The organism is Candidatus Dormiibacterota bacterium, from assembly GCA_035536395.1.
Classification (GTDB): Bacteria; Patescibacteriota; Saccharimonadia; order UBA4664; family DATLOE01; genus DATLOE01.
Map to the genome: position 1 here is coordinate 45,146 of DATLOE010000017.1, position 11,612 is coordinate 56,757.

General features: G+C 52.4%; 10 protein-coding genes. All 10 read left to right on the forward strand.

Annotation, left to right across the window (positions count from 1 at the left end; translation table 11 throughout):
* Positions 1-233 precede the first annotated feature (233 nt).
* Complete coding sequence (locus VNA68_02690) at positions 234-2,942, forward strand: adenosylcobalamin-dependent ribonucleoside-diphosphate reductase (GenBank protein HVE81020.1); 2,709 nt, start codon at positions 234-236, stop codon at positions 2,940-2,942.
* A gap of 115 nt (positions 2,943-3,057) precedes the next feature.
* The gene (locus VNA68_02695; GenBank protein ID HVE81021.1) at positions 3,058-3,315 is read left to right on the forward strand and encodes a hypothetical protein; all 258 of its coding nucleotides are present in this window, start codon (positions 3,058-3,060) and stop codon (positions 3,313-3,315) included.
* Positions 3,316-3,579 (forward strand): YggT family protein, encoded by a 264-nt coding sequence (locus tag VNA68_02700; GenBank protein ID HVE81022.1) that lies wholly within the window; start codon positions 3,316-3,318, stop codon positions 3,577-3,579. It abuts the gene before it with no gap.
* Between the two features lie 22 nt (positions 3,580-3,601).
* Positions 3,602-6,502: an isoleucine--tRNA ligase gene (ileS, locus tag VNA68_02705; protein ID HVE81023.1), complete on the forward strand. Its 2,901-nt coding sequence runs from the start codon at positions 3,602-3,604 to the stop codon at positions 6,500-6,502.
* Positions 6,503-6,519: 17 nt separating this feature from the next.
* A complete protein-coding gene (gene rodA, locus VNA68_02710) occupies positions 6,520-7,629 on the forward strand; it encodes a rod shape-determining protein RodA (protein HVE81024.1) in 1,110 nt (369 codons plus the stop codon).
* A 65-nt stretch (positions 7,630-7,694) separates the two neighbouring features.
* Positions 7,695-8,003 (forward strand): 50S ribosomal protein L21, encoded by a 309-nt coding sequence (gene rplU / locus VNA68_02715; protein HVE81025.1) that lies wholly within the window; start codon positions 7,695-7,697, stop codon positions 8,001-8,003.
* Between the two features lie 97 nt (positions 8,004-8,100).
* Positions 8,101-9,453 (forward strand): Ig-like domain-containing protein, encoded by a 1,353-nt coding sequence (locus VNA68_02720; protein HVE81026.1) that lies wholly within the window; start codon positions 8,101-8,103, stop codon positions 9,451-9,453.
* A complete protein-coding gene (locus VNA68_02725) occupies positions 9,440-10,252 on the forward strand; it encodes a sortase (protein HVE81027.1) in 813 nt (270 codons plus the stop codon). Before VNA68_02720 ends, VNA68_02725 begins: the two co-directional genes overlap by 14 nt.
* A gap of 73 nt (positions 10,253-10,325) precedes the next feature.
* Positions 10,326-11,099 (forward strand): AAA family ATPase, encoded by a 774-nt coding sequence (locus VNA68_02730; protein ID HVE81028.1) that lies wholly within the window; start codon positions 10,326-10,328, stop codon positions 11,097-11,099.
* Positions 11,096-11,612 (forward strand): ParB/RepB/Spo0J family partition protein (locus VNA68_02735; protein HVE81029.1); only part of this gene is annotated, 517 nt, incomplete at its 3' end. The genes VNA68_02730 and VNA68_02735, both read left to right, overlap by 4 nt.

Below are 11,612 nucleotides of genomic sequence, written 5' to 3' on the forward strand. Positions count from 1 at the left end.
TAGGTTGGCTGTTGGCCTTGCAGGGGTGAAGCAAGGCTAGCGTCTAACCGCTAGGGGGACTTTGAAAAGTTGGGCTGAGATTGGGCAATGGGACACTCAGAGTGAGGGTACTTTGGGTGCCCAATTGTCCTATCTCAGCAAACACTCCTGTTAGCTGCTATGGGCAACTGTGAAATCAGTCTGCCCACGCGGCAGGAAGGAGAAATAAAATGGCTCAAAGTGTAAAGAATGTCATGGCACGTCTTCACGCTCAATTTACGGAGTTGGTCCCGGATGATTATGCGGTGACCAGCCCCGAACCTGACTTCGACGACAACCAGCGAACCATCTTCGACAACCGGTACAGCCGGAAAGACGAAGATGGCAACCCCAGCGAGCTGCCTCAGGAGGCGATTTGGCGTAAAGCCATTAACGTCTCTGCGGTTGAGGCTCTCTATGCTGGTGAGCGTAAGCTCGGCACCAAATCGCCCAGCAAGGCGCGCCGAGTCGACCCCAAGCATGTCGAGTTTCCTTTCCGTACAGCGGTACGCAAGTACAACTGGTTGGTGGGGAACAAGCTCATCACCAACTCTTTCGAGCGGGTGATGATGGCAGGCATGGAGGCTTGGCTGGAAAAGGCTAAGCAGTTCCAGACCTTGGTGACACGCCTGGATTACCTGGGCAATTCACCGACCTGGACCGGTGCCGGTACCAATCTGGGTCAGCTGGCTGCCTGTTTCGTTCTGCCGATCGCCGATGACCTCGGTCGCCGGCGTGACAGCATTTACGAAACACTGAAGGTGGCTGTGCTGATTCAGCAGACGGGTGGCGGGAACGGTTTTCCGCTCTACGACATCCGCCCAGAGGGCGCTTTGGTGTATCGCAGCATGGGTAAGGCCTCGGGAGCAATGAGTTTCCTGCGGGTCTACAACGCTGCTTTCATCGAGATGGCTCAGGGCGGAACCCGGCGCGGTGCAAACATGGGCGTCATGCTGGTCAGCCATCCTGAGATCCGGCCATTCATGAATGCCAAGACCGAAGAGGGGAAGATCAAGGAGTTCAACCTGTCCGTGGCTATCACGGACGACTTCATGCAGAGCGTGGAGGAGGACGCCGATTTCAACCTCGAGTTCGATGGCAAGGTCTACGAGACCGTCAAGGCCAGAGAACTTTACGAGGAGATCATCCAGAAGGCCTGGATTATGGGCGACCCCGGTAACCTGTTCATAGACAGGGCCAACCGGGACAACCCTAACCCCAGGCGCTATCGGTTGAAGGCCACTAACCCCTGTGGGGAGCAGTGGCTGGGTGAGTACGAGAATTGCTGCCTCGGTTCGATCCATATCGGCAATTTTGCCAATTGGGACGGAACGTTCGATTGGGAGCGTTTTCGTGAGGCGGTCGTGCTTTCCACCGAGTTCCTGGATGACGTCGTGGATGCCAACGCCTACGTGCCGGAAGTGCCTGAGTTGGAGGCTGCGGCCGAAGGCGGGCGGCGAATCGGCTTGGGCCTGATGGGATTGGCTGACGCTCTGGCCAAGGTGGGTTTGGGATACAACACACCGGAAGGACGCGAGTTCTCCGCGCAGGTCACGGAGTTTGCCCGCTACCACTGCATGCTTACTTCGATCGAGCGTGCAGAGGAGCGCGGGCCATTCCACTGGATCAAAGATTCAATCTACGATCCTGACTTGCTGAAGGAATTTGGTCCGGGTGCTGAGTATGCCGGCATTACGGAGCAGGGCGAGCCGTTTACCCATAAGCTCTGGCAGCCTCCGCAGCCGCTCGTTCAGTTTGAGCGCGACTTCGGCCGGCCCGAGCTGGATTGGGACCTGGTAACCCAGGGTATCATCCAGCATGGAATCCGTAACTGCTGCCAGTTCACCTTCGCTCCGACCGGCACCATTTCCAATGTAGCCGGCTGTGAAGGTAGTGGGTGCGAGCCGTTCTTTGCCTTGCGTTTCATCCGTACGATGATGCAAGAGGCGGAGAATATCGAGCTCCCATATCTGTCCAGTCTGTTCGAGGAGTCTCTGCGGCGCCATGGCGTCTCAGATGAGGATCGCGAGCAGATTCTGGCAGAGCTGGCTGAAGCTCCGAACGGCTCATGCCAAGAGATCGAGTTGGTTCCAGAGGCAGTCAAGCAGGCCTTCGTGGTTGCTGCTGACATTTCTGCCGAGGCCCACGTTCGTATGCAGGCCAGTCTGCAGGCGTTCGTCGATAACTCGATCTCCAAGACCATCAATATGCCGAACGAGGCCACGCCTGAGGACGTTTCGACGGCCTACAAGCTGGCTTACGAGCTCGGCTGCAAGGGCATCACCATCTACCGGCAGGGTAGCCGGCAGCTGGAGGTGCTTTCTACCAAATCGGCCAGTAAGACTGGTGAGGTAGAGGTGGTCGATGAAGAGCACTGGCCTATCATTCGGCCAATGGCAATTCCGCGCCAAGCCGAAAAAGAGGGGCTGCCTGCCCGGGTTTTCCCGGTCATGACGCCCTTTGGCAAGATGCAGGTGACTATTACCGAGCATCCGGATCATCCCGGGCGCCCGTTTGACACCCGCATCACTTTCGGTAAGGCCGGCAACGACAAGGCGGCTGATACCGAAGCGCTGGGCCGGATGATCTCACTGCTGTTCCGCAGCGGTGTTGCAGTTGAGGACATCGTCGACCAGCTCAAGGGTCTGGGTGGGTTCACCCAGTATGGCTTGGGGGAGAGAAAGGTGCTTTCGGCACCAGACGGTCTCTCTAAGCTGCTTGAGCGCAAGTACATCGATGTCGATGCCGACGTCTCGGAGCTAGAGGATGCCGCTGCTGACCCGCCTGCTGAAGGCGGGAATGGCAAGGTGCTTGGGACGGAGATCTGCCCCAAGTGCCACCGCGGTACAGTCGTCTTCGCGGACGGCTGCCTTCACTGCGAAATCCGCCTTGGCGGATGCGGTGAATACAACAAGTGCCTCTAGGCACAACAACACTGGCTGCTGAGCAACTATTAGCGGCTAGTGCGGGCCGGGTTTCGGCATCCCTTAAATGGGGTGTCGGGCCCGGCCCTTTTTCTTTTTGTTATAATTAATGGCAATGGTTGCCAAGATACTATTTACCAAAGGAGCTCCAGCCTATTCTGATATCGAAAGATTTCAGGAAAAACTAGGAAAATTCCAGGTTGAAACCGAATTAATTGAAGCTGACAGCAAAGATGGGATCAGGCTGACAGAGTTGTACGATGCTATGGATCGCCCAGCGGTACTTTTGATTCGTGAGGGCGGTGGTTTGGTGCAGAAATGGCAGGGTACGCTGCCGACAGTAGAAGAAGTTAGCTACCTAGCACACATTTAAATGCTAGAAGCCGTACTAATCAACTTCATAAACCTGTTTGTGACCGTGTTCAACATTCTGCTGCTGGCACGTGTACTTATGAGCTGGATCCAGCCCCAGCCTACCTCAGGGATAGGCCAGTTTATATTTGATGTTACCGAACCGGTACTGGCGCCGATCCGTAAGCTTTTACCCCAGACTTATATGATAGATTTCTCGCCCATAGTAGCTTTTTTGCTATTGCAGCTTATAGCTAGTCTTGTAAACGGCTTATTTACAGGATAAGGTTTCTTATTAAGGAGTATTAATGAAAAAGGCCCAACCAGCTGATTTCCCTAAATTCGAAGCCGAGATGATAGAGGTCTGGGATAAGGAAAAAACTTTTGCCGCTAGTCTAAAACAACGAAGCAGCGCACCCCTGTTTAGCTTCTATGACGGCCCACCGTTTGCGAACGGTCTGCCGCACTATGGCCATGTGGTGCCGGTAACTATTAAGGATTCTATTACCCGCTATAAAACGATGCGCGGGTACTTGGTGCCGCGCCGTAACGGCTGGGACACTCACGGCCTGCCGGTAGAGTATGAAATTGAGCGCGAGCTGGGCCTTAAGAGCAAACGGGAGATTCATAAGTATGGGGTAGATAAATTCATTGAGGCCTGCCGAGGTTCAGTATTCAAATACCGCCAGGAGTGGGAACAGTTCTTTGTGCGCCTGGGCCGCTGGGCCGATAGCAGCGACGCCTACTCAACCCTAGACGACGATTATATGGAAAGCGTCTGGTGGGTAATCAATGAGCTAAATAAAAAGCAGCTACTGGAGGAAACTTTCCGCAGTATGCCTTATTGCCCCCGCTGCGCCACACCGCTCTCGAATTTTGAAGTGAACCAGAATTATAAAGACAATGTGCCCGACCCGAGTGTATATGTGAAGTTTGAGCTAGCTGACGTGCCAAATACATATCTACTGGCCTGGACGACCACCCCGTGGACTTTGCCGGCCAATGCGGCCCTAGCAGTGGATGCAGGGGCCGATTATGTGACGGTGGAGACTCATGACAAATCCAGGCTGATACTGGCTAAAAAACGGCTAGAGGTGCTGGATCTGCGCAAGTCGGAATACAAAGTAGTAGAAACCAGGAAGGGTGCAAAGCTTGTAGGCCAACGCTACAAATCACTGTATGACTTTGCAGAGATTACGGCAGAAGAAGAGGGGAGGGCTCACCGCGTATACCAAGATGATTCCGTCAGCCTAGATGACGGCAGCGGTATTCTGCATGTGGCGCCTAGATACGGCGAAACCGACCTTGAGCTGGGAATGAAGGAAGGCCTGCCTTTAATAGAAAGCGTGGACGCCGACGGGCTGATGGCGAAAAATATGGGCCAGTTTGCTGGGACGTGGTTTAAGGACGCTGATGATGAAATTATTGCCGATTTAACCAAAAAAGGCAGCTTGTTCGCAGCCGAGACATTTAACCACACCTACCCGTTTTGCTGGCGCTGCCAAAGCCCCTTAATCTACTTTGCTATCTCGACTTGGGTGGTGAAGGTCACCGAGATTACTAAGCAGTTGGTTCGCAATAATAAAGAGATTAAATGGGTACCGGAGCATATAGGGGGTGGCCGGTTCGGCAATTGGCTGGCCGACGCGCGGGATTGGAGTATTTCGCGTAACCGATTCTGGGGTAATCCTCTGCCAATCTGGAAATGCGCAGACGGGCATGTGACGGTCGTTGGCAGTATTGCGGAATTAAAGGAAAAAGCCGTTGATTCTAAGCTAGTGGGCGATCTGCACCGCCCGGCTATTGATAAGGTTAAGATTCATTGCGGTGAGTGTAAGCAGGAGGCTACGCGCATAGAAGAAGTACTCGATTGTTGGTTCGAGTCAGGCAGTATGCCATACGCCCAGCACCATTATCCGTTTGAGAACGAAAAACTTTTTAAGGAGTCTTACCCGGCCGATTTCATTGCAGAGGGCCTAGACCAGACCCGGGGCTGGTTTTACACGCTGCATGTACTGGCTGCGGCTCTGTATGATAAACCGGCTTTTAAGAACGTGATTGTGAATGGCTTAATTCTAGCAGCCGATGGCCAGAAGCTGAGTAAGCGTTTAAAAAACTACCCGCCGCTTGAGGAAGTGTTTACCACTACCGGTGCCGATGTGCTGCGGTTTTTTATGATTAGCAGCCCAGCTGTGAACGGTGAGGATGTGCGCTTTTCTAAAGAGCTCTTAGAGGACGTGCAGCGTAATGTGTTCCTGCGTTTGTGGAATGTCTACAGCTTCTTTTCTACTTATGCCGAGATTGATGGCTGGAAACCGCCCAAGAAGCTGGCCGAGCCTAAGAGCGCCAATGTGCTAGACAAGTGGCTAGTGGCTCGCCTAAACCAAACCATAGCCGAGACCACTAAGCAGGCCGATGGGTATCAGATTGCCCGGGCGGTACGCCCGCTGCAGGCGCTAATCGATGATCTCTCTAATTGGTATGTGCGCCGCAGCCGCCGCCGGTTTTGGAAGAGCGAGGACGATGGAGATAAAAAGGCGGCTTACGAGACTTTGCATTACGCTCTTACACGTATCTGTCAGCTACTGGCGCCTTGGAGCCCATTTATTGCCGATAAGATGTACCGCGAGCTTACAGCCGGTACGGACTTGCCTAAATCTGTACACTTAACCGACTGGCCAGAGGCAGGCAGGAACGATAAGGCAGATAAGGAAGTTATTGCTCAAATGGCGGGCCTTAGAGAGGCCGTAGTTATCGGCTTAGCCCAAAGAGCGGAGGCGGGTGTTAAAGTTCGCCAGCCTTTGAGCCAGGCTGTAATTAAAACTCCAGCCAAGCTATCAGCCGGGTTCACTGAAATCGCGGCCGATGAGCTGAACGTGAAAAAAATTACCCAGCAAACAGCCAAGACGGTCAGTGCCAAGATCGATACCAAACTGACACAGGAACTGAAACAGGAGGGCGCCGCCCGCGATATCATTAGGCAAATCCAGAACGCCCGCAAGCAGGCGGGGCTGGCGGTAGACGATCGTATTAAACTCGGTCTCAAGTCTGACAGCCAGGAAATTACGAATGCTATTCATACCCATTCCTATTTGATTGCAGCTGAAACCTTGGCCGAGGAAGTGCTGTATGAGGCTTTTGGCGATAGCGTAAACGTTCGGCTGGGCGGAGATGAAATTACAATCAGCCTCCAAAAAGCCGCAAGCTGACATATAATAGCTGAACAATGCTGAGATCACGTTTCTGGAAAAACTTCGATTGGATACTGTTCGGCCTAGCACTACTTTTGACAGCCGTCGGTTTAATCGTGATTTACTCGACCTCCTTCAAGGCTCTTAGCCTGGCCTCACCAGTCGATGCCTCGCACCAAGTCATATTTGCTCTTGTAGGCCTTGGGGTGCTACTGGTCGTGGCTCGGTTCGATTACCGTAGCTGGACGAAGCTCACAGCCTTTTTATATGGGTTTATGATACTTAGCCTAGTAGCCGTTTTACTGGTGGGCAGGGAAGCCCTTGGGGCTACTCGCTGGATAGACTTAGGATTTTTTCAGTTCCAGCCATCTGAGGTTGCCAAGCTGATTTTAGTGATAGTGCTGGCCAAGTTCTTCAGCCGCCACTACGACCGTATGCATAACGTGCGATATGTGCTGATTTCTCTGGCATATGTAGCCGTCCCAGCCATACTGGTACTGGTCCAGCCCGACCTTGGTACAGCCCTAGTGTTTGGGTTTATTTGGCTGGTGATGGCAATTGTGGCAAGGGTAAGATTGCTGCATTTAGGTGGGTTAGCCGCCTTAGCGGTGGCTATGATGCCTGTTCTTATACCGCTGCTTAAGCCGTACCAACGCGCAAGACTAGAGGTGTTTTTAAACCCCACTGCCGATCCACTGCATACGGGCTACAACGTGGTGCAATCCACGATTGCGGTCGGTAGCGGTCAGCTGTTCGGGCGCGGTTTGGATGCCGGCAGTCAATCTCAGCTGAACTTTCTGCCCTCGCAACACACCGACTTCATATTCGCCGTATTGAGCGAAAAGCTGGGATTCGTAGGTGGAGTGTTGGTTTTATTGCTGTTTTTGGCTCTATTATTTAGGGCTTTAGTAATAGCGTCTCGTTCGCAGGACAGATTCGGCATGCTTTTGGCAGTTGGTTTGGTTGCTATGCTGGTATTCCACATCTTTATTAATATTGGTATGAACGTCGGCCTGCTGCCAGTTACAGGTATTCCTCTGCCGTTTGTTTCTTATGGCGGCACCAGTTTGATCGTAACGCTGGCGGCTATCGGGCTGATGGAGTCTGTTGCGATTAGACGCCGCAAGATCCAATTCGGCATCTAGTTCATGCAAGGGGTTTACAGATACAGGCATAATTGCTACACTTTTCAGGTTATTTAACCAAGATTATGCAAGCAGTTATTCAAACCGGCGGAAAACAGTATTTAGTCGCACCAGACCAGACTCTGGAGGTTGAGTTATTGCCAGAAGGCGAGAAAAAGCTAGAGTTTGAAGCTCTACTACTGATCGATGGCGCAAGTATTGCCGTCGGTGCTCCGGCGGTAAAAGGAGCCAAGGTTCGCGCCGAAGTGGTGGAGAACACCAAAGGTGAAAAACTCAAAATACTTAAATTCAAAGCTAAAAAACGGGTTAAAAAGCTGACCGGCCACCGTCAGAAATACACTAAGATAAAAATCACTGGTATTACTAAAAGTTAACTAATTTCCCGGCTAAGGCCGGGTTTTTTGCTTTAGGCTATTGCATAGCTCTTGTGTTTATCGCTATACTGAATTCAACTTATATAGAAGGGTGAGTGTGGATCAACCTGGTGTTAATCCGACCAACAATCCTAAGATGGATCTGTTGCGTGGTGGAGGTACAAATATACAGTCTAATATTCCAGAGCCGGCCGGCGGTGTTCCTGCGAGCTTTACTTCTGGTGCCGCGCCCATACCTTCAGCTAATGCGAAGCCCTTGCCCGCCGCCTCGTACCTAGAGCAGGCCAAAGCTCAGCCAGCTCCAGTGTTTGGAAGCGCTGGCGGCAGTACGCCCATACCTGCAGCTGCTCCAGTAACTGCCATGTCTGCACAGCCCGATCAGGCACCCGCCCAGGCTCAGCCCGAGCCTAAGCCGGCACCTCCGCCACCTGTCACCCCTAAGCCTGCTTCGCCTCGTCGCGGCCGTATTTTAGTGTTGCTGGCGGCTATTATTTTGGCGGCCATTGGCGCTGGTGTCTGGTATTATCTGAATTTGCAGAACCAGCCTGCGCCGGTTGTGCCGACTGAAATTCAACCGGTAGACCCGACCGGCTTAAAGCAGAGCGAGGCAGATACAAGCCGCGCCATTGAGGCCGGAGCGGCCACCAAGCAGAAAAAACTTACCCTAAGCTTTACTATTCCCACCACTGCCAATATGGGCACCTTAACTCCCCAGCTTGAGTTAAGAAAATCAGGAACTGATTTTACAGGCGAACCGACTACGGTCGGGGAAGAGGTTCAGGCTACCGGCAGCGATATAACTGTTAATATCCCGGTTGAGAACCTAGAAGACGGCTTTTACCACTGGCAGGTAAGAACGGTCAAAGGCGAGCAGGTTAGCCAGTGGGTAGTGTTTGGCAATGACCCCAAGGCAGTCGCCTTTATGGTAGATACAGTAGCCCCGGCTGCTGCCTCTCTGCAGTCTCTTGGAGGCAGCAGTGTGAGTGATACTTCCAATACGGTCACAGTTGCTACCCGCAAGCCAACCTTTGTCGGAAAGGCCGACCCGAGCTCCAGGGTGAAGGTTTCGATCCAGAATGGACCCGAACTGTCCGCCGTGGCCGATTCTAGCGGCAACTGGTCGACTACTCCAACTAGCGATTTGGCTGAGGGTCAGTATAAAGTTTCTATCGTAGCTAGTGACGCGGCAGATAACGCTAGTGCGCCGCTGGCCTTTACCATGGAAGTTAAAACCGCCGCTGCTACCACCCCAGCCCCGGCCGCTACTGATACTCCTGCCGCCGCCGAAACTCCCGCAGCCACTACACCAGCCGCTACGCCAGCTACTACAGATACATCTCTAGCCGCTACAGGTGACGAAACAACCCTAATCAGCGCTTTCAGTCTAACGGTATTTGCTATATCCTTAGCAGTACTAATTAGACGAAAACCGCACTATGGTTCGCGCTAAATATCGCTTAACTGACAAAGTTGCTCAGCCTCTAAAGTTTAATCCGACCGAAAAATGGGCGGATGATTCCTACGTCTATCTACTAGACACTGAGCGCGGGATTTGTAAAAAAAGTCCGCTTAATTCGCAGGCTAATCTGCCCACGGCTTACTATCTGGCAGAGGAAGATAAGCCCAAACCGCCACCAGCACCCAGACCAGTGCGGAAGTCGGCCGTATTTGCGCCACCACCTCCTAGATATAAAACGCGCCTGGCTAGGGGCTTGGCGGCAGCCGGTATGGCAGTGGCTGCGTTTCTAATAATTTATCCGCTTTGGCCAGGCATTGAATATGAGCTCAGCCGGGCTCTGAACCGGCAAGATAGCGCAAATGCTCAGCTGGTTAAACCCGACAATCTACCCGTGACGGCGGTGAATAAAGTCATTATTCCTAAAATCAAAGTCTCATCTGCCATCCTGGAGGGGCCGGATCTTAGTATTTTAGATCGGGAGGAAGGCGTTTGGCATCAAAAAGGCGAGGCACCAGGGGGCAACTTTGTCTTAGCGGGGCACCGGTTTAAGTATCTTCCGCCTAATACCTCGACATTATATAACCTGGGCAAGCTAGAGCCTGGAGATACGATTGTAATCGACTGGCTGGGGAAGCGGTATGTTTATGCCGTCAGTGAAGTAAAGACAATTGGCGCCGGGGAAGTGAGTATATTAGACCAGTCTTTGAAGCAGCGCATTACGATTTACACCTGCAGTGATAAGCAGGAAACCGAAAGAATAGTGGCTATTGCCGAGCCGGTACCGTATTAGCTGGTTTAGGTACCGCCCGACTTTGAGCGTAACCGGATTGATGCTAAGATAAATACGATTATTAGAGGTATCCGTGGCCGAAGTCATTGCAATTGCCAATCAGAAAGGGGGGGTCGGAAAGACCACCACTGCCATTAATTTGGCATCTTTTTTGGCTCAGGCGGGCAATAAGGTAATGGTGGTCGATCTTGACCCTCAAGGCAACACAACTAGCGGTTTTGGAATTGATAAAAACGCGCTGGAAGGGGATATGTATAATGTGCTGCTCGACCAGCTGCATCCGCATGAGGTGGCGCTGACAACCGCATATCATAAGGTGGTAGTGGTGCCGGCTTCTTCGGTACTGGCCGCAGCCGAGATAGAGCTGGTGTCTTCGCCGCAGAGAGAGCATAGGCTCAAAGAGCGCTTGGCAGATCTGGCTTATGACTATATTATTATCGACTGCCCGCCTTCGCTCGGCCTTCTGACCGTTAACGGCCTTACAGCCGCTAACTGGCTGATTATACCGGTGCAGTCTGAATATTACGCCCTCGAGGGCTTAAGCCAGCTGCTGGCAACAGTACAGAGAGTGCGCCAGGCACTAAACCCGAGTCTGGATATTCTGGGTGTGCTTTTAACTATGAACAATCGCACCGCACTCTCCTCTCAGGTGCATAAAGAGGTTAAACGCCATTTCCCCGGTACAGTGTTCGATACCGTTATTCCCCGTAATGTTAGGCTAGCTGAGGCACCTAGTTACGGCCGCCCTATCGGCCATTTCGATAAGTGGAGTAAGGGCGCCCGCAGTTATAAGAATCTGGCCAAAGAGGTAACCGCCCGAGCGGCGCATAAGAAGGCGGCTGTATGAGAAAGCGTGGTTTAGGCAGAGGCTTTGAAGCCATAATACCGACCGATATCACAGGCAGTTCTGATAGCGAGAGGATTACCCAAATTCCGGTGACGGACGTAGTGCCCAATCCACACCAGCCCCGGCAGGATTTTAAGCCCAGTGATTTGCAGGGCCTGGCAGACTCCATCAGGCATCATGGTATATTGCAGCCTCTGGTGGTTACAAAGACAGACCATGGATACGAACTGATTGCCGGTGAACGGCGCTTGAGGGCAGCCAAATTAATTGGTCTAGCCGAAGTACCGGCCATTGTGCGCAGCTTTGATGAACAGCAAAAATTGGAACTGGCTTTAATTGAAAACCTACAGAGGGCTGATTTAAACGCCATAGAGACGGCTGCTGCTTATCGCAAGCTGGTAGATGAGTTCAATATGACCCCTAGTGAAATTGCGGCAAAAGTCGGCCAGGCACTGCCGACTGTTTCTAATACCATGAGGCTCTTAAACCTTACCCCGGAAGTTCAGAAAATGG

Coding starts and splice junctions, on each gene's coding strand:
- VNA68_02690 (HVE81020.1), top strand. CDS start 234: ATGGCACGTCTTCACGCTCAATTTACGGAGTTGGTCCCGGATGATTAT.
- VNA68_02695 (HVE81021.1), top strand. CDS start 3,058: ATGGTTGCCAAGATACTATTTACCAAAGGAGCTCCAGCCTATTCTGAT.
- VNA68_02700 (HVE81022.1), top strand. CDS start 3,316: ATGCTAGAAGCCGTACTAATCAACTTCATAAACCTGTTTGTGACCGTG.
- ileS (HVE81023.1), top strand. CDS start 3,602: ATGAAAAAGGCCCAACCAGCTGATTTCCCTAAATTCGAAGCCGAGATG.
- rodA (HVE81024.1), top strand. CDS start 6,520: ATGCTGAGATCACGTTTCTGGAAAAACTTCGATTGGATACTGTTCGGC.
- rplU (HVE81025.1), top strand. CDS start 7,695: ATGCAAGCAGTTATTCAAACCGGCGGAAAACAGTATTTAGTCGCACCA.
- VNA68_02725 (HVE81027.1), top strand. CDS start 9,440: ATGGTTCGCGCTAAATATCGCTTAACTGACAAAGTTGCTCAGCCTCTA.